At 70.2% G+C, this 23,003-nt stretch carries 22 protein-coding genes and 3 tRNA genes; 8 read left to right on the plus strand and 17 right to left on the minus strand.

The window, feature by feature from the left end; translation table 11 throughout:
• Nucleotides 1-3: 3 nt before the first annotated feature.
• Both ACTWPT_RS08660 and ACTWPT_RS08665 read right to left on the minus strand, forming a co-directional pair.
• Nucleotides 4-1,005, minus strand: coding sequence for a hypothetical protein (locus tag ACTWPT_RS08660; RefSeq protein ID WP_443176739.1), 1,002 nt, complete (start codon nt 1,003-1,005; stop codon nt 4-6).
• A gap of 1,238 nt (nt 1,006-2,243) precedes the next feature.
• Nucleotides 2,244-3,212: a thiamine-phosphate kinase gene (locus ACTWPT_RS08665; RefSeq protein WP_443176740.1), complete on the minus strand. Its 969-nt coding sequence runs from the start codon at nt 3,210-3,212 to the stop codon at nt 2,244-2,246.
• Nucleotides 3,213-3,259: 47 nt separating this feature from the next.
• Between ACTWPT_RS08665 and ACTWPT_RS08670 the strand changes: the two genes are divergently transcribed.
• Together ACTWPT_RS08670 and ACTWPT_RS08675 are read left to right on the plus strand one after the other, a co-directional pair.
• Nucleotides 3,260-3,493, plus strand: a complete 234-nt coding sequence (locus ACTWPT_RS08670; RefSeq protein ID WP_443176741.1) for an Lrp/AsnC family transcriptional regulator — start codon at nt 3,260-3,262, stop codon at nt 3,491-3,493.
• 13 nt (nt 3,494-3,506) lie between these two features.
• Nucleotides 3,507-3,986 (plus strand): DUF3515 family protein, encoded by a 480-nt coding sequence (locus tag ACTWPT_RS08675; protein ID WP_443176742.1) that lies wholly within the window; start codon nt 3,507-3,509, stop codon nt 3,984-3,986.
• Between the two features lie 3 nt (nt 3,987-3,989).
• Here ACTWPT_RS08675 and ACTWPT_RS08680 read toward each other — a convergent pair whose 3' ends face one another.
• From ACTWPT_RS08680 to ACTWPT_RS08690, 3 genes are all read right to left on the minus strand, one after another.
• Nucleotides 3,990-5,084 (minus strand): D-alanine--D-alanine ligase family protein, encoded by a 1,095-nt coding sequence (locus tag ACTWPT_RS08680; protein ID WP_443176743.1) that lies wholly within the window; start codon nt 5,082-5,084, stop codon nt 3,990-3,992.
• Between the two features lie 218 nt (nt 5,085-5,302).
• Nucleotides 5,303-6,313 carry an NAD(P)H-dependent glycerol-3-phosphate dehydrogenase gene (locus tag ACTWPT_RS08685; protein ID WP_443176744.1) on the minus strand — a complete coding sequence of 337 codons (1,011 nt, stop codon included), beginning with the start codon at nt 6,311-6,313 and terminating at the stop codon, nt 5,303-5,305.
• Between the two features lie 4 nt (nt 6,314-6,317).
• Nucleotides 6,318-7,028, minus strand: a complete 711-nt coding sequence (locus ACTWPT_RS08690; protein ID WP_443176745.1) for a lysophospholipid acyltransferase family protein — start codon at nt 7,026-7,028, stop codon at nt 6,318-6,320.
• A 74-nt stretch (nt 7,029-7,102) separates the two neighbouring features.
• Between ACTWPT_RS08690 and cofC the strand changes: the two genes are divergently transcribed.
• Nucleotides 7,103-7,741, plus strand: coding sequence for a 2-phospho-L-lactate guanylyltransferase (cofC, locus tag ACTWPT_RS08695; RefSeq protein WP_443176746.1), 639 nt, complete (start codon nt 7,103-7,105; stop codon nt 7,739-7,741).
• 74 nt (nt 7,742-7,815) lie between these two features.
• Here the strand turns inward: cofC and ACTWPT_RS08700 are convergent, their stop codons facing one another.
• Nucleotides 7,816-9,027, minus strand: a complete 1,212-nt coding sequence (locus tag ACTWPT_RS08700) for an MFS transporter (protein ID WP_443176747.1) — start codon at nt 9,025-9,027, stop codon at nt 7,816-7,818.
• Nucleotides 9,028-9,083: 56 nt separating this feature from the next.
• Here ACTWPT_RS08700 and ACTWPT_RS08705 point away from each other — a divergent pair, with 56 nt between their 5' ends.
• Entirely contained in the window at nt 9,084-9,290 is a 207-nt protein-coding gene (locus ACTWPT_RS08705; protein ID WP_443176748.1) for a hypothetical protein, read from the plus strand.
• 151 nt (nt 9,291-9,441) lie between these two features.
• On the opposite strand, the gene ACTWPT_RS08710 is transcribed toward ACTWPT_RS08705, so the two are convergent.
• The 4 genes from ACTWPT_RS08710 to leuC all read right to left on the minus strand — a co-directional run bounded on the left by ACTWPT_RS08710 (nt 9,442) and on the right by leuC (nt 12,032).
• Nucleotides 9,442-9,741: an HU family DNA-binding protein gene (locus ACTWPT_RS08710; RefSeq protein ID WP_443176749.1), complete on the minus strand. Its 300-nt coding sequence runs from the start codon at nt 9,739-9,741 to the stop codon at nt 9,442-9,444.
• A 99-nt stretch (nt 9,742-9,840) separates the two neighbouring features.
• The gene (locus ACTWPT_RS08715) at nt 9,841-10,068 is read right to left on the minus strand and encodes a hypothetical protein (protein ID WP_443176750.1); all 228 of its coding nucleotides are present in this window, start codon (nt 10,066-10,068) and stop codon (nt 9,841-9,843) included.
• Nucleotides 10,047-10,634, minus strand: coding sequence for a 3-isopropylmalate dehydratase small subunit (gene leuD / locus ACTWPT_RS08720; RefSeq protein ID WP_443176751.1), 588 nt, complete (start codon nt 10,632-10,634; stop codon nt 10,047-10,049). The genes ACTWPT_RS08715 and leuD overlap by 22 nt, the downstream gene beginning before the upstream one ends.
• 12 nt (nt 10,635-10,646) lie before the next feature.
• Nucleotides 10,647-12,032, minus strand: coding sequence for a 3-isopropylmalate dehydratase large subunit (leuC, locus tag ACTWPT_RS08725; protein WP_443176752.1), 1,386 nt, complete (start codon nt 12,030-12,032; stop codon nt 10,647-10,649).
• A gap of 67 nt (nt 12,033-12,099) precedes the next feature.
• Here leuC and ACTWPT_RS08730 point away from each other — a divergent pair, with 67 nt between their 5' ends.
• Both ACTWPT_RS08730 and ACTWPT_RS08735 read left to right on the plus strand, forming a co-directional pair.
• Nucleotides 12,100-12,816 (plus strand): IclR family transcriptional regulator, encoded by a 717-nt coding sequence (locus ACTWPT_RS08730; protein WP_043618626.1) that lies wholly within the window; start codon nt 12,100-12,102, stop codon nt 12,814-12,816.
• 58 nt (nt 12,817-12,874) lie between these two features.
• Nucleotides 12,875-14,587 (plus strand): hypothetical protein, encoded by a 1,713-nt coding sequence (locus tag ACTWPT_RS08735; RefSeq protein WP_443176753.1) that lies wholly within the window; start codon nt 12,875-12,877, stop codon nt 14,585-14,587.
• Between the two features lie 455 nt (nt 14,588-15,042).
• Here ACTWPT_RS08735 and ACTWPT_RS08740 read toward each other — a convergent pair.
• From ACTWPT_RS08740 to ACTWPT_RS08755, 4 genes are all read right to left on the minus strand, one after another.
• Nucleotides 15,043-15,115, minus strand: a tRNA-Glu gene (locus ACTWPT_RS08740).
• Between the two features lie 19 nt (nt 15,116-15,134).
• Nucleotides 15,135-15,210: transfer RNA gene (locus tag ACTWPT_RS08745), tRNA-Glu, on the minus strand.
• A gap of 181 nt (nt 15,211-15,391) precedes the next feature.
• Complete coding sequence (locus ACTWPT_RS08750; RefSeq protein ID WP_443176754.1) at nt 15,392-16,012, minus strand: response regulator; 621 nt, start codon at nt 16,010-16,012, stop codon at nt 15,392-15,394.
• Nucleotides 16,009-17,307, minus strand: coding sequence for a sensor histidine kinase (locus ACTWPT_RS08755; protein WP_443176755.1), 1,299 nt, complete (start codon nt 17,305-17,307; stop codon nt 16,009-16,011). The genes ACTWPT_RS08750 and ACTWPT_RS08755 overlap by 4 nt, the downstream gene beginning before the upstream one ends.
• A 107-nt stretch (nt 17,308-17,414) precedes the next feature.
• Between ACTWPT_RS08755 and ACTWPT_RS08760 the strand changes: the two genes are divergently transcribed.
• Nucleotides 17,415-18,338 carry an alpha/beta fold hydrolase gene (locus ACTWPT_RS08760; protein ID WP_443176756.1) on the plus strand — a complete coding sequence of 308 codons (924 nt, stop codon included), beginning with the start codon at nt 17,415-17,417 and terminating at the stop codon, nt 18,336-18,338.
• Between the two features lie 37 nt (nt 18,339-18,375).
• Here the strand turns inward: ACTWPT_RS08760 and ACTWPT_RS08765 are convergent.
• Nucleotides 18,376-18,447 (minus strand) — tRNA-Gln (locus ACTWPT_RS08765).
• Between the two features lie 163 nt (nt 18,448-18,610).
• Between ACTWPT_RS08765 and ACTWPT_RS08770 the strand changes: the two genes are divergently transcribed.
• Entirely contained in the window at nt 18,611-20,584 is a 1,974-nt protein-coding gene (locus ACTWPT_RS08770) for a M3 family metallopeptidase (RefSeq protein WP_443176757.1), read from the plus strand.
• Between the two features lie 195 nt (nt 20,585-20,779).
• Here ACTWPT_RS08770 and gltX read toward each other — a convergent pair whose 3' ends face one another.
• Both gltX and ACTWPT_RS08780 read right to left on the minus strand, forming a co-directional pair.
• Nucleotides 20,780-22,117 (minus strand): glutamate--tRNA ligase, encoded by a 1,338-nt coding sequence (gene gltX, locus ACTWPT_RS08775; protein WP_443177000.1) that lies wholly within the window; start codon nt 22,115-22,117, stop codon nt 20,780-20,782.
• 34 nt (nt 22,118-22,151) lie between these two features.
• Nucleotides 22,152-22,928, minus strand: a complete 777-nt coding sequence (locus ACTWPT_RS08780; RefSeq protein WP_443176758.1) for a fumarylacetoacetate hydrolase family protein — start codon at nt 22,926-22,928, stop codon at nt 22,152-22,154.
• Nucleotides 22,929-23,003: the final 75 nt, after the last annotated feature.

Genomic DNA, 23,003 nt, shown 5'->3' on the forward strand with positions numbered 1-23,003 from the left:
CATTCAGCTGACGACGCACTCCCCGGTGACCATGCCGCAGGTCTCTGCCTCTTGGCCGTAGCCCGTGGCGGTGAACGAGACGTCGGTCGAATCACCAGCCGCCAGCGACCCCTGCAGGTCCAGGATCAGCAGGTCGCCGTCCTGCGTCCACTCGGCGCCGCTCACGCTCAGCACCCGGCCCTCGACGGGCACGGAGACCGTGGGGTTGTCCAGTTGCTCCCGCGAGGTGTTCGAGAACGTCATGTCGGCTCTGTAGGTGGTCATGCGCTGGCTGATCCTCTGCCTGACGTTCACCGAGCCTCCGCTGCCACCGGAGTTGAACGTCCCCGCGTCGGCAGTGGGATCCGGCGTGGCACTGACGGTCGGCGTGTCGCTCTCGTCCAGCGACCCCGGATCCTCGCTAGGCGAAACCGTCACGGCCTCCTCGACGGGTGCATCCGACGTCTGCGTCGGCGTGGGCGTCGTGGACTTCTTCACCCTGGTCCTGGTCGGTGTCGGCGTCGGCGTGGCCGAAGTGGTCCGCCGCGGCGTGCGGGGGATGTACGAGGTCGTCGGTGTCGGGGTCTCGGAGGGCGCGGTCTCCTCCTCGACCGGTTCCTCCTCGGGCTCCGTCTCGGTCTCCTCCGGGGCGGGGTCGGAGACCGCGGGGCCCGGCTGGCCAGTCGTCTGTGCGGCCGCGCACGTGGTGCCCTCGCATTTGGCGGGGGCACCGGTGGAGCTCATGAGCTTGACACCGGCCACGGTGCCGCCGAGCACGACGGCCACGGCCGCCACCGACAGCAGCGCCACCCGGCCCTTTCCGCCTCCGGAGGCGGCGGCGAGCACCTCGTCGTCTCCACGGCCACCGCCATGCCCGCCGCCACGGCCGGCGTTGCGGCGACCTCGGCGGCCCTTGCGCTCGTCCGGCTCGTCCAGTCCCGAGTCGGCCGACCAGCCGGAGCCCAGGAACCCGGTCTCTGCCTCCGCCCACGCCGGGGCCTGCACGGCCGTCGGCTCGCCGGCCACCTTGATGTCACCCGGCTCAGGCGGACCGCTCGACGCCGCCCCGAGGCCCGGGGTCCGGTCGAATCTGGCCGTACGATCCGCGGGCCCGCCAAAGCCGCCGTCACGGCCGTCGGCTCCCTCGAACGTGCCGTCGCGACCGTCCGGCCCATCAAAGGGACCGTTGCCACCGTCCCTGCTGCCAAAGAACCCATTGCCATCACGTGGACCGTCGAAGGGGCCCGGGTTGCCGAAAGGGCCGGTTCCGTCGGGCGGCCCGTCGAAGGGGCCGGTTCCGCCCGCGGGCGCGTTGAAAGCGCCGGGTCCGCCGCCGCCTCCCGGCCCTCCGAAAGGACCGGGTCCGTCGCCAGCTCCCGGCCCTCCGAAAGGACCGGGTCCGTCGCCAGCTCCCGGCCCTCCGAAAGGACCGGGTCCGTCGCCAGCTCCCGGCCCTCCGAAAGGACCGGGTCCGTCGCCGGCCCTGGGCCCTCCGATGAGGCCGGGGCCTTCGCCGGGCCTGGGCCCGGCGGGCCCGCTGGGGCGATCGAAGGCGCCCGGGCGGTCGAAGGCGCCGGTAGCGGGACCGTCGAAGGCTCCCGTAGCAGGTCCGTCGAAGGGGTCGGGGCCGTGCGAGGCGTTAAAGCCGCCCACCGGCCCCGGGCCACCGGCGCTGCCGACCGGCCCTGGGTTGGCGAAAGGCCCTGGAACGTTTGAAGGGCCTGGGCCGCTCGGGAAACTCGACTCGTTCGGGGCGGCTGGGCCGAGACGGTCTGGAGGCGAGTCCCACTCCGGCGGGCGGGTGAACGCGCCCGCCGTCTCGAAAGGCCCGGCCTGCTCGCCATACGGGCTCGGTGGCTGCGAGAAAGCACCAGCAGGGCCGTTGGCCGGTGGGATGCCGCCGGTGGAGTCGTTGGGCAGCGCGAAGGCCCCGGTGGTCTCGAACGGCTCGGGCTGCGACCCGCGCGCCGGCGGCTCGCCCTCCCTCCGCGGCATCGGGGCCCACTGCCCCGTCACCTCGGGCCGGTCTGGCAGCGACGGCCACCCCGGCGGCTCGTCCTGCTCATCAGGACCCCAAAATGCGCTGCCGCTCCCCCATTCGTCCCCGTCGTCGGATCCACCTGTGCCGTGGCGGCCCATGGCTGCCCTTTCTGCCGGTTACAGTGGCCGCCAATCTTCATAACACCTTTGCTACGCCGTTGTCACAGCAATCCCACTAGTCATGCCACAAATCGGACAATTATCACTCAAATCGGGACAGATCATCACCGAAAGTGATCCCACCCGCCGTGTCCAATCTCACGCCCATACACCAGTACGCCGTCACCCTCGACCACCCGGCCCACGACGTGCCACGACGCCGGCAACCGTACCCCTCGGGGAAACACCGCAGCGAGCGCGTGATCCTCGCCCCCCGTGAGCACCCACTCCAGCGGATCGACCCCGAGTTCCTTGGCCGCCGCGGCCACCGGCTCCCCGATGGCGAACGCCTGCGGATCCAGCTCCATCCGCACCCCGCTGGCCTTCGCGACGTGGCCGAGGTCCTGCAGCAGCCCGTCGCTGACGTCGAGCATCGCGGTCGCCCCCAGCTCGGCCGCCCGCGGGCCCTCCGCGTACGGAGGACACGGCCGCCGATGCGCGGCCACGGCCTCCTGGAGCACGGAGGAGTCCACCGGCGCACCGGCCTCGAGCAGCGCCCACCCGGCGGCGGCGTACCCGAGCCGCCCCGCCACCGCCACAACCTGGCCCGGCGCCGCCCCGGCACGGGTGACGGGCGGCCGCCCGCCCAGGTCGCCCAGCGCGGTCACCCCGAGGACCACCAGGTCGCACCGGGTGATGTCGCCGCCGGCCACGCTCGCGCCGACCACGGCGCACTCGTCGCGGAACCCGTCGGTCAGCGCGTCCAGCCACGCCACCGGCAGGTCAGCCGGCATCCCGAGCCCGACCACGATGCACGTCGGCGTCGCCCCCATGGCGGCCACGTCCGCGAGGTTCTGCGCGGCGGCCTTGCGGCCCACGTCATAACCGCTGGACCAGTCCCGTCGGAAATGCCTACCCTCGATCAGCAAGTCCGTGGACACCGCCACGCGCCCGTCAGGCGCACCGATCACCGCGGCGTCGTCACCCGGGCCCAGCATCACCGCCGCGCCCTGGGGCAGACGTCCAGTAATACGATTTATCGCTCCGAATTCGCCGAGATCTCCGACTGTGATGACGCACCTCCTGACGCACACAGGGTACGGTGGCCCTTCGGCGTGATCCAATCGCCTGGGAGGACGTAATGGTGCAGGCCTACATCCTTATTCAGACCGAGGTCGGCAAGGCCGCTGCCGTGGCCCACGAGATTTCCCGGATTCCCGGGGTCACTCAGGCGGAAGACGTAACGGGCCCCTACGACGTGATCGTCCGTGCGGAAGCCCGCAACGTCGACGAGCTGGGCAAACTCGTCGTCGCGCAGATTCAGGCAGTGGACGGGATCACGCGTACTCTTACGTGTCCGATCGTGCACATTTGAAGGTTGTCGTCGCATGCGTGCCGCCGCCGTCCTGCTCGTTCTCCTAGCACTCGCCGGTTGCGGCGGCACGGTGCAGGTGGAGCCACCCGTGCCGCAGGGCCCGGCAGCGGCCGCCTGCGACAAGCTGGCGACACTGCTGCCCCAGACGCTCGACGGGGCGCCGCGCGGCACGTCCACTCCGGAGTCGCCGTACGTGGCCGTCTGGGGCGACGGCGTCATCGCGCTGCGTTGCGGCGTGCCCCGACCGGCCAGGATGGCGCCCACCGACCAGCTGCAGGAGATCGACGGCGTCGGCTGGTTCCCCGATCCGGAAAAGCCCGCGTTGTTCACCGCCGTGACCGACTCCGCCTACGTGGAGGTCACGGTCGGCGGCGAGCACGCCGCCGCCGAGGTGCTCGCTGACCTGTCCAAGCCGATCGCCCAGATCTCGCCCCAGGCCGCCGGCGGCGGACCCGCGGACTCCACCATCCTCTACACGCTCTCCCCCCGCTGACCGTCAGCGCAGCCCTGGCGACCGGGACAGCGCGAGCTGGATGAGCCGGTCCACCAGCGCCGGATACGGCAGCCCCGTCGCGGCCCAGAGCTGCGGCGCCACCGACAGCGAGGTGAACCCCGGCATCGTGTTGATCTCGTTGAAGACCAGCTTGCCGTCGGGCGTGTAGAAGAAGTCCACCCGAGCAAGCCCTTCACAGTCGAGCGCCTCGAACGCCCGCACGGCCATGGCCCGCAGCTCCTCGGCCGTCTCCGCCGGGAGGTCGGCGGGCACGGTCAGGGACATCTGGTCGGGGTAGTACTTCGCCTCGAAGTCGAAGAACTCCTGCCCGCCCTCGACCTTCACCTCGCCGGGCAGCGACGCCGCCGCGGGCTCGTCACCGAACGACTCCAGCACCGCGCACTCGATCTCGCGCCCCTCGATCGCGGCCTCGATGAGCACCTTGGGGTCGTGCTGCCTGGCGAACTCGACGGCCTCCGCCAGCTGCTCCCGGTCGTGCGCCTTGGAGATGCCCTGCGAGGAGCCGGCCCTGGCGGGCTTGACGAACACCGGCCAGCCCAGCTCCTCCGCCTCTTTGAGCACGAGCTCGCGGTTGAGCCGCCAGTCTCGGTCACGCACGACCACATAGCGGCCGGTCGGCAGCCCCGCCGCGGCCATCACCGTCTTCATGTGGGCCTTGTCCATGCCGACCGCGCTGGCCAGCACGCCGGAGCCGACGTATCGCACCCCGGCCATCTCCAGCAGCCCCTGGATCGTGCCGTCCTCGGCGAACGGCCCGTGCATCACGGGGAACACCACGTCGACCGAGCCGAGCTCCACGGGGATGCTGCCCGGGTCGTACGCCACCAGCGAGCTGTCACCGGAGGGCAGCGCCAGGGCCGCGCCCGAGCTGTCGACGACCGGCAGCTCGCCGCCCTCGATGGAGAAGCGCTGGTCGGAAGTGGCCAGCACCCACCTGCCGTCCTGGGCGATCCCGATCGGGATCACCTCATATTTGCTCCTGTCGATCACATCCAGCACGCTGCCCGCGCCCATCAGGGACACGGCATGCTCGGAATTGCGACCTCCGAAAACGACGGCGACGCGTGGCTTGCTCATGGTGTCCGAATCTACCGGGGTGTCCGCAGGACAGCGAGCCAAGCACGCCGCGAGCCGCGAGTGAGTGCCGTCGCCTGGAGGAGCGGCGGGAGCGAAGCGACCAGAGCGGGGGAAGGCGGCGGCATATGGCGAGCGAGCCGCCGAACGGAGTGAGGCAATGAACAGGCGGCGGCATATGGCGAACGCGCCACCGAACGGAGTGAGGCCATGAACAGGGCTCAGACGCCATAACGCTCCGGCTTGGGCGATCGTGACATGAGGAGCATCCCCGCCTCGGCCGGGGACATGCCGTCGTGCACGACGCCGACGACGACCTCGGTGATCGGCATCTCCACGTCGTGTTTCCTGGCCAGCGCCAGCACCGATTCGCACGACTTGACGCCCTCGGCGGTCTGCTTGGTGGCGGCGATCACCTCCGCCAGCGTCATGCCCCGGCCCAGGTTCTCCCCGAACGTACGGTTGCGCGACAGCGGCGACGTGCACGTGGCGACCAGGTCGCCCATCCCGGCCAGGCCCGAGAACGTATGCGGGTCGGCCCCCAGCGCGGCGCCCAGGCGGGAGATCTCGGCCAGCCCTCTGGTGATGAGCATGGCGCTGACGTTGTCACCCATGCCCATGCCGGCGGAGACTCCCACGGCCAGCGCGATGACGTTCTTCACCGCGCCGCCGAGCTCGACGCCGACCACGTCAGGGTTGGTGTAAGGGCGGAACCACGGCGGCAGGTGGCAGATCGCCTGCAGCCGCTCGGCCACGGACAGGTCCGTGCAGGCCACGACCGCCGCGGCGGGCTGGCGCTGGGCGATCTCCTTGGCCAGGTTGGGACCCGAGATGACCGCGACCCGCTCTGCCGGCACCTCGGCGACCTCGCGGATCACCTCGCTCATCCGCTTGGTCGTGCCCAGCTCGATGCCCTTCATCAGGCTGACCAGGATCGCGTCCGGCGGGATGTGCTCGCGCCAGTGGGCCAGATTGGGCCGAAGCTGCTGCGACGGCACGGCCAGCACCACGAACTCCGCCCCGTCCAGCGCCCGCGCCGGGTCAGTGGTGGCCCGCAACGACTCGGGCAGGGGGATGCCGGGCAGGTAGTCGGGATTCGTGTGGGTACGGTCGATCGCCTCGACCAGCTCGCGCCTGCGCCCCCACAACGTGACCTCGTTACCGGCCTCCGCCAGGATCATGGCGAACGTGGTGCCCCACGAGCCCGTGCCGAACACGGCCACTTTTGTCATGCCATCACCGCCCGGCCGGATCATACGGGGTCTCGGGACCCTTAGCGCCACGCAACTCGGCCAGCTGCTCGGTGATCGCCGCCATGATGTCGGCCGTGGCCTCGCGCAGCACGTCGGCGTGCGGCGGATTGCCCGCGTACTTCGACAGGTCCACCGGCGGGCCCACCGACACGTGGAACGTCTTGCGTGGGAACAACCTCGGCTTCTTCTCCCCGTACGGGAGCAGCTCCTGCGCCCCCCAGTGGGCCACCGGGATGACCGGGGCGCCGCTCTCCAGCGCCAGCCGGGCCGCGCCCGTCTTGCCCACCATGGGCCACAGGTTGGGGTCTCGGGTGCAGGTGCCCTCGGGGTAGAACAGGATCGCGCAGCCGTCCTCGAGCCGCTGGGCCGACATGTGCAGGGACCTGGCGGCCTCGTTGCTGCCGCGGTCGACCGGGATGGCCAGCAGCCCCGTTACGGCCTTGCCCAGGAAGGGCACCTTGAACAGGGCAGACTTGGCGAGGATGACCGGCCAGCGCCCGTTGTTGTAGAGGAAGTGGGACAGCAGGACCGGGTCCGTCCAGGAGAGGTGGTTCGTCGCGATGATCACGCCGCCGGTGCGGGGGATGCGCTCGCCGTGCCGCCAATCCCTCTTGACCAGGAGCCGGGACAGCGGTTTCACGATGATCACTGCCAGGGTTTCCCAGAAACGCGATGGTCGCGTGGGGCGGCTCATGGTTTCCTCCTCCGGTATGCGCCCCAAGTCTCCCGGTTGGCCGCGCGGGATGTCGAGGCGCGATGCTTAAGCCTATGAGCATCCGCTGGTCACTGGTGATCCCGGTGAAGACGCTGGTCGCGGCCAAGACTCGGCTGGCCGCGGCGACGGGGCCGCACCGGACGAAGTTCGCCGTGGCCGTGGCCAGTGACACCGTGTCGGCGGCACTCGCCTGCCCGGCGGTGGCACGGGTGATCGTGGTGACGGCCGACCCCGCCGCCGCGGGCCCGCTGGGGGCGCTGGGCGCCGACGTAGTGCCCGACCCCGATCGCGGCCTGAACACGGCGCTGCGCACGGGGGCCGCCCACGCCGCGCGCATCGCGCCCGGCGACGCGGTGGGCGCGCTCCAGGCGGACCTGCCCGCCCTGCGGCCGGCCGAGCTGGAGCTGGCGCTGTCGGCCGCGGCCGAGTTCGAGCAGTCCTTCGTGCCGGACGCTCACGACGTGGGCACGACCTTCTACGGGGTACGTCCCGGCGTGCCGTTCACGCCGCGGTTCGGCGGGGAGTCCCGGGCCAAGCACCTGGCCGGCGGGGCGAAAGAGCTGTGCGTGCCGGACATCGATTCGCTGCGGCGTGACGTGGACACACCCGACGACCTGCGGGCGGCCGTCGCGCTCGGGCTGGGGCCGCACACGGCGGCGGTGGTCGCGGAGCTGTGGGGCGAGTCGTCCTGAGCCCGCCCTGAGCCGTGGCCGCGTCCTGAGCCCGCCCTGAGCCGTGGCCGCGTCCTGAGCGCCCGGAGCGGCGGTCATCGAGCGTGGGTGACCGCCCGGATGATTCCCGGGGTCAGGACGACGGCGAGGTACGACAGGCCGAGCCCGGCGACGCCGGCGGCGAAGACCGCGTAGCCGCCCAACCACTCCCCCAGCGCCCCGGCGGCCAGCCCGCCCAACGGCATGGCCCCCCACATGAGGAAGCGCATGCTGGCGTTGACCCGGCCGAGCAGGCGTTCGGGCGTGATGCGCTGGCGGTAGCTGAGCTGGGCGATGTTGAACACCACGGCGGCGGCTCCGGCCAGGGCGGAGAAGACGGGGAAGGCCAGCAGCCGCCAACCCGATCCGGTGGCCGAGGCCGGCAGGTAGAGCACCATCGTCGCCAGCGCGGAACCGTAGAGGGTCGGGCCGGCGCCCCATCTGGCCGCCAGCCGGGCCGCCAGCGGCGCGCCTGCCAGGGCGCCTGCGGCGGCGGCCGACAGCAGCAGGCCGTAGGCGGTGGCGCCGACGCCCAGCTCCCCCACCAGGTACAGCGGATAGCCGACCGCACAGGCGCCGAGCGCGACCCTGGTGAGCGCCCCGCCGATGGCGACCCTGCGCAACACGGGGTCCCGGAGAACGAAGGTGATCCCTTCCGCGACCTCCCTTCGCCATCCCCGGCCGCGCGCCGCTGCCGGTGCCCGCTGTTCCCCGGCGCGTACGCCGGCGAGCAGGATCCCCGACACCAGGTAGCCGAGCGCGTCGGCGAGCAGCGCGAACGGGGCCGTCAGCGCGGCGACCAGCCAGCCGCCCACCCCTGGCCCCGCCAGTACGGACGCCTGCCTGGTGACCTCCAGGCGGCCGTTGGCGCGTTCGAGCCCCTCCTTGGGCACGATCGCCGGGAGCAGGCTCATCTGCGCCACGTCGAAGAACACCGTGCCCACGCCAAGCACCAGCGCGACGGCGTACAGGTGTGGCAGCGTGAGCGCGCCCAGCACGGCGGCGGCGGGGACGGTCAGCAGCGCGACGCCTCTGACCAGATCGGCCCAGACGAGGATCGGGCGGTGGCGCGCCCGGTCCACCCAGACGCCCGCGGGCAGCCCGATCAGCAGGAACGCCACCATCTGGACGGCCGACAGCAGGCCCAGCTCGAAGGCTCCGGCGTCCAGCACGAGGAGGGCGGTCAGCGGCAGCGCGACGACCGTGACCTGCGTGCCCAGCTGGGTGACGCCGTTCGCCCAGGTGAACCGCCGGAAGTCGGCTCCCATACCCGGCGATCCTCGCGTGCTCGCCGGGCAGGGGCAAACCCTTTAGGCTGGTCTGCGTGCAGGCGACGGTACGCAGCTTCGACGAGGCGACTCGGTCGGGCACGGTGTTCCTTGACGACGGGACCGTGCTGGAGTTCGGCACGTCCGCCTTCGACGCCGGTCCGCTGCGGCTGCTGCGCATGGGGCAGCGGGTGAACCTGGCGATGTCGGGCAGCGAGATCACTTACATCACGCTCTCGACCTTCCCGGTCCCGAACTCATAGCGCCCCATCCGGCCCCTCGCGCTTCGGTGCAGGTTCATCGGGAGGAGGCCAGGCGCAGGGACGCGGCGTCGATCACGCCGGGGAAAAGACGGGCGCGCCCGCGAATGCGGACGCCCGGACCGCGGGGTCCGGGCGTGCTGGTCCGCTGAATTTACTTCTTCTTGCCGACTTTCCTCCCGCCCGCGTTCACCAGCTCCTTGAAATCGGAGCCGGGCCGGAACTTGGGCGCCCAACTCTCCGCGACATTGATTTCCGCGCCGGTGGACGGGTTCCTGGCCGTGCGGGCGGGCTTGTGCACCATCTCGAACGCGCCGAAGCCCGTGATCGAGACCTTGTCGCCGCTCGCCACGGCCTTCTGGACGGCGTCGATGACCGCGTTCACGGCCTCGGTGGCCGTCTTCCTGTCGCCCACCCGGTCCGAGATGGCCTCGACGAGTTCTCGCTTGTTCATGAAAGTCCTGCTCCCCCAGTTATGGCTCGGGGTTCCAGCTCACGAGTTCGACGTAGAAACCCCTTACGCGCTTGAAAGTAGGCGGGATCGCCAGGGAACTCAATCACCGAGGGTGTTTTCGTCATTGCGTGGCGTGTCGAGGAGGCTCAAGAAGGCCTCGAGCCGGGCGGACGCCCTTTCCGGGTCACGCTTGGCCAGGTCACAGATGGCGAGATAGCGGCGGGCCAGCCGCTCCTTCTCGCTGGCGGGCAGCATGCGGACGCGGCGGTGCGCATCGCGCAACCGCCGCGCCAGTTCGTCGTCTTCTAGACGGTCGTCGGCAGCCATGGCTGCCGACCATTCTCGTACGCCGCGACATCGTCGGCATGACGCAGGGTCAGCCCGATGTCGTCGAGGCCCTCCATGAGCCGCCAGCGCGTGTAGTCGTCGATCTCGAAAGGCACGACCTCGTCCGCCCAGCGCACTTGGCGTTCGGCCAGGTCAACGGTGATCTCCAGCTTGGGGTTCGCCTCGACGGCCGACTGCAGCGCCTCGACCTTGTCGCCGGGCAGGACGACCGGCAGCAGGCCCATCTTCGTGGAGTTGTTGCGGAAGATGTCGCCGAAGCGGGCGGCGATCACGGCGCGGAACCCGTACTGCTGCAGCGCCCAGACGGCGTGCTCGCGGGAGGAGCCGGTGCCGAAGTCGGGGCCGGAGACGAGGACCGTGCCGCCCTCGTAGGCGGGGTCGTTCAGCACGAACGTCGGGTTCTCGCGCCAGGCGGCGAACAGGCCCTTCTCGAAGCCGGTGCGGCTGACCTGCTTGAGCCAGACGGCCGGGATGATCTGGTCGGTGTCGACGTTGCTGCGGCGCAGCGGCACCGCCGTACCGGTGTGGGTGGTGAAAGCGTCCATGTCTGAAATCTCCTAGAGGTCGGCGGGAGCCGTCAGGCGGCCGGTGACGGCGGTCGCGGCGGCGACCTGCGGCGACACCAGGTGGGTACGGCCACCCTTGCCCTGGCGGCCCTCGAAGTTGCGGTTGGAGGTCGAGGCGCTGCGCTCGCCCGGCTGGAGGGTGTCGGGGTTCATGCCCAGGCACATCGAGCAGCCGGCCTCACGCCATTCGGCGCCCGCGGCCTTGAACACCTCGTGCAGGCCCTCCTGCTCGGCCTGCAGCTTGACCAGCATCGAGCCGGGCACGATCAGCGTGCGGGTCTTCACCTGGCGGCCGCGCAGGATCTCGGCGGCCGAACGCAGGTCCTCGATGCGGCCGTTGGTGCACGAGCCGACGAACACCGTGTCGACCTCGATCTGGCGCAGCGGAGTGCCGGCGGTCAGGCCCATGTACTCCAGAGCGCGCTCGGCGGACGAGCGCTCGACGGGGTCGGAGAAGCTCTCCGGCGAGGGAACGGACTCGCCCAGCGGCAGGCCCTGGCCCGGGTTGGTGCCCCACGTGACGTAAGGGGTCAGCGTCGAGGCGTCGATCTCCACGACCTTGTCGAACACGGCGTCGTCGTCCGTGCGCAGCGACTTCCAGTATTCGACGGCCTGGTCCCACGCCTCGCCCTCGGGCGCGTGCGGGCGGCCTTTGAGGTAGGCGAACGTGGTCTCGTCCGGCGCGATCATGCCGGCCCGTGCGCCGGCCTCGATCGACATGTTGCAGACCGTCATGCGGCCTTCCATGGAGAGCTTGCGCACGGCCTCGCCGCGGTATTCGACGATGTAGCCCTGGCCGCCGCCGGTGCCGATCTTGGCGATGATGGCCAGGATCAGGTCCTTCGCGGTGACGCCGGCGGGCAGTTCGCCGGAGACCTCGATGGCCATCGTCTTCGGCCGGTACGCGGGCAGCGTCTGCGTGGCCAGCACGTGCTCGACCTCGGAGGTCCCGATGCCGAACGCGATGCCGCCGAACGCGCCGTGCGTCGAGGTGTGAGAGTCGCCACACACGATGGTCATGCCCGGCTGCGTCAGGCCGAACTGCGGGCCGATGATGTGCACCACGCCCTGACCGGCGTCGCCCATCGGATGGAGCCTGACGCCGAACTCGGCCGCGTTCTTGCGCAGCGTCTCGACCTGGGTCTTGGACACCGGGTCGGAGATCGGGCCGAGCACGGTCGGCACGTTGTGGTCCTCGGTGGCGATAGTGAGATCGGGTCGTCGCACCTTCCGGCCGGCGAGACGGAGCCCGTCGAACGCCTGCGGGCTGGTCACCTCATGGATGAGGTGCAGGTCGATGTAGAGCAGGTCAGGTTCGCCCTCGGCACGCCTGACGACGTGTTGCTCCCAGACCTTCTCGGCCAGTGTGCGGCCCATGATCTCTCCTCCTTGAGAACTTCCCTCCGACTTGCTTTCTCATATGTCGAGACTGCAGTATCGGTGTATGGACAACTCTAGCGGAGTCGGAGTACTCGACAAGGCGGTTCTTGTACTCAATGCCCTCGAAGCGGGGCCCGCTTCACTGGCGCAGCTCGTCCAGGCCACCGGCCTGGCCCGTCCCACCGCCCACCGGCTGGCCGTCGCACTCGAGCACCACCGCATCGTGAGCCGTGACACACAGGGCCGATTCGTGCTCGGCCCGCGGCTGTCGGAGTTGTCCACAGCGGCCGGCGAGGACCGGCTGCTGGCGGTGGCCGCGCCCGTGTTGATGCAGCTGAGGGACCTGACCGGGGAGAGTGCGCAACTCTACCGCCGCCAGGGCGATGAGCGGGTCTGCGTGGCGGCCGCGGAGCGGGCCAGCGGCCTGCGTGACACGGTTCCCGTGGGCTCGGCACTGCCCATGACCGCCGGCTCCGCGGCCCAGATACTGCTGGCGTGGGAGGAGCCCGACCGGCTGCACCGCGGCCTGCGCGGCGCCAAGTTCACCGCCGCCACGCTGGCCTCCGTACGCCGCCGCGGGTGGGCCCACAGCGTCGGCGAGCGCGAGCAGGGCGTGGCCAGCGTCTCCGCTCCCATCAGGGGCAGCGGCGGGAAGGTGATCGCCGCGGTCTCCGTCTCCGGCCCCATAGAACGGCTGACGCGGGCGCCGGGACGGCTGCACGCGGTGCCCGTCATGGCCGCCGCCGAACGCATCACGGAGGCGATGCGTCGCACGTCATGATCAGCAAAAGCAGGTATTTGGGGAGCCGACTGCCTCGGGAGCGCACTAGCCTGTGTGCGTGACAGATCGCATCGAGGTAGCCGCCACTGAGCTGCGACCCCTGCTCGAAGAGTTCATCATGTGGGCGCGGGCCAACGCGCCCGACAGTGACCCCGAGCTCGTCGGGCCGGCCGCACTGTGGCACCGTCTCGCCTTCTCGCAGGATCTCGGCACCTGGAAGCGTGCCGACCTGCGCAACCTGCTGCTCGACCGCATGCCCAAGGTCGTGGAGGATCCCGACGCAGCCGCCGACGGGATGCTCCCGGCCGTGGACGCGTACCTGACGTTCCTCTCGCAGACGGGCAGGCTGACCCAGCGCTCGGACTCCCTCGCCGATCTGCAGGCCGAGCTCGACGACGTCGAAGACGAGTTCGTCGACCTCATGGAGGAGCTGATCGAGGACGCCGAGGGCGACGACGAGGAAGAGGAGACCGGCGACCTCGGCGACTTCGAGCCGTTCGCCGACGAGCTCGCCGAGCTCGACACGATCAGGCTGCGGCCCGACTCGGAGCTGGCCGCGGCCGCCCGCCAGGCGCCGCTGATCGCCATGGCCCGCGACCTGGCCGTGTGGGTCGGGCCGGGGCGGCGGGTGGGCGAGGACACGCTGCTCAGCGACGCCGAGGTGGAGGAGGCGCTGACGGTCGTCGGGTTGCCCAGGCCGGAGACCGACGGCCCGATCTCCGAAGTCGTTCCGCAGCTGTGGAACATCTGGAACCTGGCCGTCGACCTGGAGTTCCTGGAGCCGGGCGAGGGCAACACGGTCGGGGTGCAGGACGACACCTCGGAGTGGCCGTTCGACGACGACGAGGATGTCCTCGACGCGTGGATGCTTGGGCTGCACTCGGTCGACTACGGCGACCCGGAGCTCGATGACGAGGACCTCTCCATGGCCCTGGCGGGCCTGACCCGCGGCGTGCTGGTCAGGCTGCTGCTGGCGGGCGGCTCGCGCGACATCGACGAGCTGGCGCAGGAGCTGTCCGAAGCGGCCGCCGAGCTCGACGAGGAGCTGGGCGCCGACGCGTGGGAGGCGGCGGGCGACCCGCTGGCGCCCCCGATCGACTGGCTCGTGGGCTACGGCATGGCCGAGGTCCAGGGCCGGACGCTCAGCCTCACGCCACTCGGCACCGAAGGGGTCGTCCACCTGGTGGACGACGCCGACATCGAGGTGGACGCGCGGCCCGCGATCGAGTCCATGAGCGCCCACGAGCTGCTCGCGCTCAGCGCGGAGCTGCCCGAGGACGAGGCCGATGCGGAGTTCGCGGCCTGGATGCGGCTGCGTGAGCCGGGCAAGGCGGCCGAGGAGCTGCTGGAGGCGGCGGCAGAGGACGAGAGCGACGCGCTGATCAGGGTGCAGGCGGCCAGCGTGGTCGGCACCCTGGGGCAGGACGCGATCCCGGCCTGGCAGGCGGCGCTCAAGCAGCCGTCCCTACGGCCCTATGCGGCGACCCATCTGAGCCAACTGGAGGTCGAGGGGGCGCCGGAGCCCACGCAGGATGACACGCACTGGCTGATCCTGGACATGTGGACGATCTCGGCCGGGCTAGGGCGGTCGGAGTTCGTGAGCAGCCTGCAGGACATCGGGCCGGACCTGCTCAACAACCTGCTGGAAGTGATCTGGAAGATTCCGCACGCGCATGTGGAGGAGTTGCTGGATCTGATCGCGCAGGTGCATCCGGACAAGCAGGTAGCCAAGGCGGCCAGGCGAGCCCTGTACAAGGCCCGCTCCGCCTGAGGCCCGCTCGGGCGCGACGCCGCCCGCGCAGTCCCGGGCGCCGCCTGGGGTGGAGGCCGCTTGTCGGCACTGAGGGCCCTTGTGCGGGGGTGGAAACGGGATGTTCAAGGGCCCTCGCCGTCATGGCGAGGGCCCTTCGGCCCTCTTGCGCCGCCGTCGGCGGCCGGCATCGATCCCTCCCCGCCGTCGGCGGCCGGCATCGATCCCTCCCCGCCGTCGGCGGCCGGCATCGATCCTTCCTCGCCGTCCGGGGCTGGGCTTTCTTGGTCTTTTACGGCTTCGCGCGGGAAGGTCCACTCGCCGCACGTGGCCGGGCTCTGTCCGGGGGAACGCTCCTCCGGTTCACGGGGCCGGGCGCCGTTACGTGCGCTCTGTGGGCCGCCCGCGTGAGAATCGTCACCCGGCGGGAAAGCAAAACGCTCCGGGCCATGGGCACCGGAGCGGAGATGCAGACGTAGTCCCGACCGGATTCGAACCGGCGCTACCGCCTTGAGAGGGCGGCGTCCTGGGCCACTAGACGACGGGACCTTCGCGGGCTTGTGACAAGTGGTAGTCCCGACCGGATTCGAACCGGCGCTACCGCCTTGAGAGGGCGGCGTCCTGGGCCACTAGACGACGGGACCCTGTCCACAAGCTCGTGTGCCGGGGACTCCCCCGGCGACGCAGGTAACTCTACCGCACCCCGCAGACCACAACCAAACCGCTTATCCGGCCATCAGATCCGGTCTGTGGCGGCGGATCCGGTCGCCCATCGGGCCGCCTTCCCATTGGAGGTCGAGCGTCCCGCCCGCGCGCGTCCGGAACTCAGCCATGGGCGGTGAGCAGCCCACGGCGGTAGGCCTCGCTCACGGCGGCGGCACGGTCGCGGACGTCGAGCTTGGCGTAGATGTGCAACAAGTGGGTCTTGACGCTGGCCTCGCTGATGAACAGCCTGGCCGCCGCCTCCTTGTTGGTCGCTCCCCCGGCCACCAGGCGCAGCACCTCCAGCTCGCGCCTGCTCAGCGTGCCCCTGGAGGACTTGCGCACGTGCTCGGCCAGGCGGCCGGCCACGGCGGGCGCAAGCACGGTCTCGCCCCGGTGGGTGGCCAGGACGGCGCGTGCCAGCTCTTCCGGCGGGGCGTCCTTCAGCAGGTAGCCGCTGGCCCCCGCCTCCAGCGCGGGCAGCACATCGGTGTCGAACGTGGTCAGCACCAGCACCCGCGGGCCGGTGCCGCTGAGCCGGCGGATGGCGGTGACCCCGTCCATGCCGGGCATGCGCAGGTCCATGAGGACGACGTCGGGCCGGAGCTCGGCGGCCAGGCGCACGGCCTGCTCGCCGTCGGACGCCTCACCGACGATCTCGAGGCCGGGCCGGGCGCCGAGGGCCGCGCGCAGGCCGTCGCGCACGATCGGGTGGTCGTCGGCGATCAGCAGCCGCACCGTCATCCGTCCCCCTTCCCGGAGGTCATCGTCTCATTGATCATGCCCTGCGCGGGGATGGCGGGGACGGCCGCGGCGATGGCCGTGCCGTGGCCGGGCTCGGACTCGATCTCCAGGGTTCCACCGACGCCGCGGACACGCTGCCGCATCCCGTCCAGCCCGAAGCCGTCAGCGGGCTTCTGCGGGGCGAAGCCGGCGCCGTCGTCGCGGATGTCCAGAAGGAGGAGTTCGTCGATGTACGAGAGAGTGAGGGCCGCCCTGGAGGCATTGGCGTGCTTGGCGACGTTCGCGAGGGCCTCCTGGGCGACGCGGAACAAGGTCGTCTCCACGTCGGCGGACAGGGCGACGGGTGTGCCGGTGACCTCATAGGCAAGGTGGACGCCGGAAACCCGTGACCAGGACGCGGCCATGCGGCCCAGCGCCTCCGGCAGCCGCGCGTGCTCCAGCGGCTCTGGGCGGAGGGCTTGAACGGACCTGCGGGCCTCGGCCAGGCCGCGGCGGGCGAGCTGGGCCGCCTGGTCGAGGTGGCGGCTGCGGGCCGTGTCCTGGGTGGCGCGGCCGGCGGCGTCGATCTGGCCGATGACGGCGACGAGGTCCTGCGCCACCGTGTCGTGGATCTCACCGGCCACGCGGTGCCTCTCGTCGAGTACGCCCGCCTGCCTGGCCTGGTCGAGGAGCCTGCCGTGCAGGTCGGCGTTCTCGGCCATGGCCGCACGCAGGCGTTCGACCAGGCGGCGGCGTTTGTCGTGCTCGGCGGAGACGTACCAGCCGGCCAGGACGAGCGGCACGGCGACACCGGCGGTCACCGTGAGCAGGGTCACGTGGTCCCCAGGGCCCGCCTGGGCGGCCACGCTGACGACGGCGGTGAGGGTCACGCCGGCCATGACGAGCCGGGCGGGGAGCATGGCGATGGCGAGCGGGTAGCCGATCGAGGCGAACACGACGAAGGCGGGGCTCGTGGCCGCCAGCGCGCCGGCGAGAACGATGAGGATGAGGTAATGGGCGACGACGAGCCCGCGGCGGGCGTCGCGACGCGGGTGGAGAAAGGCGATGGGCGCCGTCCACACCGCGGCGGCCGCGGCGAGCACGGGCCAGGGCGGCAGGGCCGAGACGCCGGGGGAGGCCCCGGTCGTCGCGGAGCCGCCCAGGCCGGCCAGCCAGGAGGTGATCAGCTCGGCGAGCCGGCTCAGCGTGGAGGGGCCGCCCCCGTCCATGAGGGCGGCCGCGATCATGGAGGCCGTGAGCAGCGTATAGGCGAGTCCCAGATACGCCCAGCGCTCGCGGCCGTCGAGCCGGCTCATGGGTCCAGCCTGGCATGTATCCACCGATCGGTGGATACGCGGCATCCACCGCACGTCGCGCCGCATGGGCGATGTGGATCCCGGCTGAGCTGGGCGAACATCTCCTCATGAGCGATGTGACACGGAGAACCATGTTCCAGCTGACCGCCGCCGCGGGGGCGGGCGCCGCCGTCCCTGCCGCGGCGAAGCGCAAGGAGGTGACCACGTACGTCTTCGTGACCGGCTCGAACGGCGTGGCCACCGGCGACAATGAGCTGACCTTGCGCGGCCACCGCACCTTAGGGGTGAACCTGCCGGGGCACGGCCCCGAGGAGCAGTTCCACCACGCTTACCAGGCGCCGCAGGACCTGGAGAAGCTGGCCACGATCCCCTCACCCATGGCGGGCGTGACGCTGGACGACTACGTGGAGGCCACGATGGACGTGGTGCGCAAGGTGTCACGGTATGGACCGGTCATTCTGGTGGGCGGCAGCCTGGGCGGCTCGACGATCACCAAGGTGGCCGACGAGGTGCCCGACCTGATCGACCGGCTGGTGTACGTCTCGGCGTACTGCTGCACGAATCTGCGCTCACCGGCGGAGTATCTGGAGACGCCGGAGGGCAGGACGACCCTAGGGGGTGCGATTCTGCCGGGCATCGTCGGTGACCCGCGGGTGCTGAAGGCGGTCCGCATCAACTGGCGGACGAAGGACAGGACGTTCCTGGACGCGGCCAAGGCGGCGTTCATGGCCGAGGGAACCGACGGCGAGTTCCTGGCCATGCTCAACTCGTCCCTGCCGGACGAGAGTCTGCAGGTGTCGAGCGCCGACGCGCGGGGCCGCAAGAGCGCCTGGGGGCGGGTGCCCAGGGTGTACATCAGGCACAGCAAGGACCAGGTGATCCCGATCGCGCTCCAGGACCGGATGATCAAGGAGGCGGACTCGGCGACGCCGGGCAACCGGTTCAAGGTCTTCACGGTGGACGCGTCACATGCGCCGACGCCCAAGGCCTATCGGAAGATCACCGACATCCTCGATGGGCTCGCAAAATAAAAAAAACGGACGTCTCATATGAGACATCCGTTCCGTGCTGGGGTACCAGGACTCGAACCTAGACTAACTGAACCAGAATCAGTCGTGCTGCCAATTACACCATACCCCACCGTTGCGAACCCCTAGGGGCGCGCTTGGCGACGTCCGAAAGAATAGCCCAGCTAGGCGGGTAAGACCAAAACGATTCGCCGATGGATGTTCCGCCGCGCGCGAGACCGATCGTGGCGTGCCAAGCTGAGGGGGACAAAACACCACGTGGAGGAGCCCGAGCGTTGGCCGAGAATCCGTTCTTCGCCCCTAGCACCCTGCCGTACGAGCTGCCGCCTTTCGCCGACATCCGTGAGGAGCACTATCCACCGGCGTTCCGGCGCGGCATGGCCGAGCAACTGGCCGAGGTCGACGCGATCGCAGGCAGCACAGAGCCGCCGACCTTCGACAACACGATCGCCGCGCTCGAGCGGTCGGGGCGGATCCTCGACCGCACGGCCACCGTGTTCTTCAGCATCGCCGCCTCCAACACCAGCGACGGCATCATGGAGATCGAGAAGGAGATCTCGCCGGAGCTGACCAGGCACGCCGACGCGATCCACCTCAACCGGCCGCTGTGGGCCCGCATCAAGCAGGTGACCACGGAGGACCCGGAGGAGGCATGGCTGCTGGAGAAGTACCGCGACGACTTCATCAGGGCCGGCGCCGACCTTTCCGAGTCCGAGCAAGACCGGCTGCGCGAGCTCAACGAGGAGCTGTCGAAGCTCTCGACCGAGTTCGCGCAGAGCCTGCTGAAGGCGTCGACGGAGTCGGCGCTGGTGGTCGACGACCCCAAGGAACTCGACGGGTTCGACGAGGCCAGGATCGAGTCGCTGCGCAACGACGACGACGGCACGTACGTCCTCCCGCTGCTCAACTTCACCGCCCAGCCCGGCCTGGCCTCGCTGACCAACCGGGACGTGCGCCGCAGGCTCTACGAGCTGAGCGTCGGGCGGGCGCCGGGCAACTTCGAGCTCGCCACGAGGATGGCGGCGTTGCGGGCCGAGCGGGCGGCGCTGCTCGGGTTCCCCAGCCATGCGGCGTACTCGGTGGCCGACCAGACGGCCAAGACCGTGGAGGCGGTTGAGGAGATGCTCGGCCAGCTCGTGGGGCCGGCGGTGCGAAACGCCAAGCGGGAGGCCGAAGAGCTGACCGAGCAGGCCGGGTTCGACATCGAGCCGTGGGACTGGCCCTACTACTCCGAGAAGGTGCGGGAGGCGCGCTACGACTTCGACGCGGACACGATGCGGCCGTACTTCGAGCTCAACCGCGTCTACCGGGACGGGATCTTCTTCGCCGCGACCAAGCTGTACGGGATCACCTTCACCGAACGGCCCGATCTGCATGGCTATCACCCGGACGTGACGGTCTTCGAGGTGTTCGAGGAGGACGGGAGCCGGCTGGGGTTGTTCCTGCTGGACCCGTACGCCAGGTCGACCAAGCGCGGCGGGGCGTGGATGAACAACCTGGTCGACCAGTCCTTCCTGTTCGGACTGCGGCCTGTGGTGATGAACAACCTCAACGTCACCAAGCCGCTCTCCGGGCCGACGTTGCTGACGTACGACGAGGTGAACACGGCCTTCCACGAGTTCGGGCACGCGTTGCACGGGCTGTTCTCGGGAGTGCGCTTCCCCCGCGTCTCCGGCACCAGAGTGCCGCGGGACTTCGTCGAGTACCCGTCGCAGGTCAACGAGATGTGGGTGACCTGGTCGGAGGTGCTGGCCAACTACGCCAGGCACCACGAGACGGGCGAGCCGATGCCGGCCGAGCTGGTGGAGAAGCTGCAGGCGGCCGAGAAGTTCAACCAGGGCTTCAAGACCGTCGAATACCTGGCTGCCACGTTGCTCGACTGGGCCTGGCACAAGCTGGCCCCGGGCGAGACGGTGGCCGACGCCGAGGCGTTCGAGGCGGCGGCACTGGAGGCGGCCCAGATCGCCGTGCCGCAGGTCAGGCCGCGCTATCGGACCAACTACTTCGCGCACATCTTCGCCGGCGGCTATGCCGCCGGCTACTACTCCTACATCTGGAGTGAGGTGCTGGACGCGGAGAGCGTGGAGTGGTTCAAGGAGAACGGCGGCCTGACCCGGGAGAACGGCGACCACTTCCGCAGCGAGCTGCTCTCTCGCGGCGGAAGCCTCGATCCGCTGACCGCCTTCCGCAACTTCAGGGGGCGCGAGCCGAGCATCGAGCCGCTGCTCAAGCGGCGCGGCCTGGACTGAAAACCGCGGCGTGTTCGGCGGCCCACTGCGCGAACGTGCGCGGTGGGCCCCCGTGACCTGCTCGACGGTGGGTGTGATGCCGATCGCCTGCGACAGGATCGCTCTCGTGCGGACGGACTCGGCCCATGCGAGGGCGTTGGCCATGCGGCCATCAGCTCGACGACCGCCGGAGACGCCAGAGGCGGTCGCGGCAGGTTACGTGCCTGAATTGAGGCGCGTCAGGGCCGCGCGCAGCCGGTCCACAGCGCGCTCCCGGCCCAGCACCTCGATGGACTCGAACAACGGCAGGCCCACCGTGCGGCCGGTGATCGCGACGCGGACCGGGGCCTGGGCCTTGCCCAGCTTGAGCCCGTGAGCCGCGCCGACCTCCTCCAAGGCCTCCTTGAGCGACTCAGGATCCCAGCTCACGCTCTCCAGACGCTCGAGGTAGCCAGTGATGATCTCCACCGGGGAGTTCTTCATCGCCTTGTCCCAGGACGCCTGGTCGAAGACAGGCTCCTCGAGGAAGAGGAAGTCGATGTTCTGCCGGATCTCCGACAACACCGCGATGCGGGTCTGGGCCAGGGCCGCGACCTTGCTGAACAGCTCGCGGTCCCAGGAGGCGTCGAGGTAGGAGGCGCAGCGCTCCTCGAACGTCTCCAACGGGAGCGCCCGGATGTACTCGCCGTTGAACGCACGCAGCTTCTTCTCGTCGAAGAACGCGCTGGCGGAGTTGACGTCCTCCAGCCTGAACAGCGGCACCATGTCCGACCACGGCATGATCTCGCGGTCCTCGCCGGGTCCCCAGCCGAGCAGCATGAGGTAGTTGACCATGGCCTCGGCCAGGTAGCCCTCGTCGCGGTAGTCCTCCAGCGCCACCTTGTCGCGGCGCTTGGACAACTTCTTGCGCTGCTCGTTGACGATCACCGGCAGGTGCGCCCAGACCGGCGGTGTCGCGCCGAGCGCGGGCCAGAGCAACATCTGCTTGGCCGCGTTGCCCAGGTGCTCCTCGCCGCGGACGACGTGGGTGATGCTCTGGGTGATGTCGTCGACCGCGTTGGCCAGCACATAGAGCGGCGAGCCGTCGCTGCGGGCGATGACGAAGTCCTCCTGCGCCTCGTTGGGGAATTCCACGTTGCCGCGGATCAGGTCCGCCACCACCGTCACGCCTTCGTCGGAGGTGCGGAAGCGCACCGCGCCCTCGGAAAGGCCGCGGTCGCGGCAGTAGCCGTCGTAGCCCTTGTGCTCGGAGCCGGTGCGGGCGACGAGCGTGTCGCGCGTGCAGTCGCAGTAGTAGGCCCTGCCGTCGGCCAAAAGCTTGGCCACGGCCTCGCGATGCTGCGGCTCGTACGCCGACTGGAAGTAGGGGCCCTCGAACGATGGATTGGTGCCGTTGATGCCGATCCAGTCCAGCGCGGAGATGATGCCCTCGGTCCACTCCGGACGGTTTCGCGACGCGTCGGTGTCCTCGATGCGCAGGATGAAGCGGCCGCCGGACTGTTCGGCCAGCGCCCAGTTGAACAGCGCCGTGCGGGCGCCGCCGACGTGGAACATGCCGGTTGGGGACGGGGCGAACCGCACCCGTAGATCAGTCACGGGAGACCACCTTGTTCGTGAGTGTGCCGATGCCTTCGATGCCAACGCTGACCTCGTCACCGATCTGGAGCGGGCCGACGCCTGCCGGGGTGCCGGTCAGGATGACGTCGCCGGGGATCAGCGTCATGACCGCGCTGACGTAGGCCACCAGCGCGGGGATGTCGTGGATGAGCTGGCTGGTGCGGCCGCTCTGGCGCACCTCGCCGTTGACCGTGGTCGTCAGCGCCAGGTCGCTCGCGTCCAGGTCGGTCTGGATCCAGGGTCCGAGCGGGCAGAACGTGTCGAACCCCTTGGCCCGGGTGAACTGCACGTCCTTCTTCTGCAGGTCGCGGGCGGTGACGTCGTTGGCGCAGGTGTAGCCGAAGATGACGTCCTTGGCCCGCTCGACCGGGACCTCGCGGCAGAGCCTGCCGATCACCACGGCCAGCTCGCCTTCGTAGTCCACGCGGTCGGACATCGACGTGGGATAGGCGATGTTCTCGCCATGGCCGATCACCGAGGTGGACGGCTTCATGAAGATGAGCGGCTCGTCGGGCACCTCGTTGCCCATCTCGCGCGCGTGCTCGGCGTAGTTTCTGCCGATGGCGATCACCTTGCTCGGCAGCATCGGGGCCAGCAGCTTCACCTGGCTGAGCAGGAACCGATCGCCGGTGAACTGCACCTGGCCGAAGGGATGGCCGGCGACCGTGGACACGAACTCCTCGCCGGGGCCGCCTTCGACCACGCCGAACGACACGCCTTCGCCTGTGGAGAACCTCGCTATACGCACCCGACAAGGCTATCGCCGCCGCCGCAGGGGTCCGCCCACCTCGACGACCGTCGAGTCATGAGCCGTCCATGAATG

The sequence above is a fragment of the Nonomuraea sp. 3N208 genome, from assembly GCF_052245935.1.
In the GTDB taxonomy this organism is placed as follows: domain Bacteria; phylum Actinomycetota; class Actinomycetes; order Streptosporangiales; family Streptosporangiaceae; genus Nonomuraea.

Bases quoted from the DNA above. Each gene is read 5' to 3' on its own strand.
- ACTWPT_RS08670 (WP_443176741.1), top strand. From the start codon at position 3,260: ATGGTGCAGGCCTACATCCTTATTCAGACCGAGGTCGGCAAGGCCGCT.
- ACTWPT_RS08675 (WP_443176742.1), top strand. From the start codon at position 3,507: ATGCGTGCCGCCGCCGTCCTGCTCGTTCTCCTAGCACTCGCCGGTTGC.
- ACTWPT_RS08680 (WP_443176743.1), bottom strand. From the start codon at position 5,084: ATGAGCAAGCCACGCGTCGCCGTCGTTTTCGGAGGTCGCAATTCCGAG.
- ACTWPT_RS08685 (WP_443176744.1), bottom strand. From the start codon at position 6,313: ATGACAAAAGTGGCCGTGTTCGGCACGGGCTCGTGGGGCACCACGTTC.
- ACTWPT_RS08690 (WP_443176745.1), bottom strand. From the start codon at position 7,028: ATGAGCCGCCCCACGCGACCATCGCGTTTCTGGGAAACCCTGGCAGTG.
- cofC (WP_443176746.1), top strand. From the start codon at position 7,103: ATGAGCATCCGCTGGTCACTGGTGATCCCGGTGAAGACGCTGGTCGCG.
- ACTWPT_RS08700 (WP_443176747.1), bottom strand. From the start codon at position 9,027: ATGGGAGCCGACTTCCGGCGGTTCACCTGGGCGAACGGCGTCACCCAG.
- ACTWPT_RS08710 (WP_443176749.1), bottom strand. From the start codon at position 9,741: ATGAACAAGCGAGAACTCGTCGAGGCCATCTCGGACCGGGTGGGCGAC.
- ACTWPT_RS08715 (WP_443176750.1), bottom strand. From the start codon at position 10,068: ATGGCTGCCGACGACCGTCTAGAAGACGACGAACTGGCGCGGCGGTTG.
- leuD (WP_443176751.1), bottom strand. From the start codon at position 10,634: ATGGACGCTTTCACCACCCACACCGGTACGGCGGTGCCGCTGCGCCGC.
- leuC (WP_443176752.1), bottom strand. From the start codon at position 12,032: ATGGGCCGCACACTGGCCGAGAAGGTCTGGGAGCAACACGTCGTCAGG.
- ACTWPT_RS08730 (WP_043618626.1), top strand. From the start codon at position 12,100: ATGGACAACTCTAGCGGAGTCGGAGTACTCGACAAGGCGGTTCTTGTA.
- ACTWPT_RS08750 (WP_443176754.1), bottom strand. From the start codon at position 16,012: ATGACGGTGCGGCTGCTGATCGCCGACGACCACCCGATCGTGCGCGAC.
- ACTWPT_RS08755 (WP_443176755.1), bottom strand. From the start codon at position 17,307: ATGAGCCGGCTCGACGGCCGCGAGCGCTGGGCGTATCTGGGACTCGCC.
- ACTWPT_RS08760 (WP_443176756.1), top strand. From the start codon at position 17,415: ATGAGCGATGTGACACGGAGAACCATGTTCCAGCTGACCGCCGCCGCG.
- gltX (WP_443177000.1), bottom strand. From the start codon at position 22,117: ATGTTCCACGTCGGCGGCGCCCGCACGGCGCTGTTCAACTGGGCGCTG.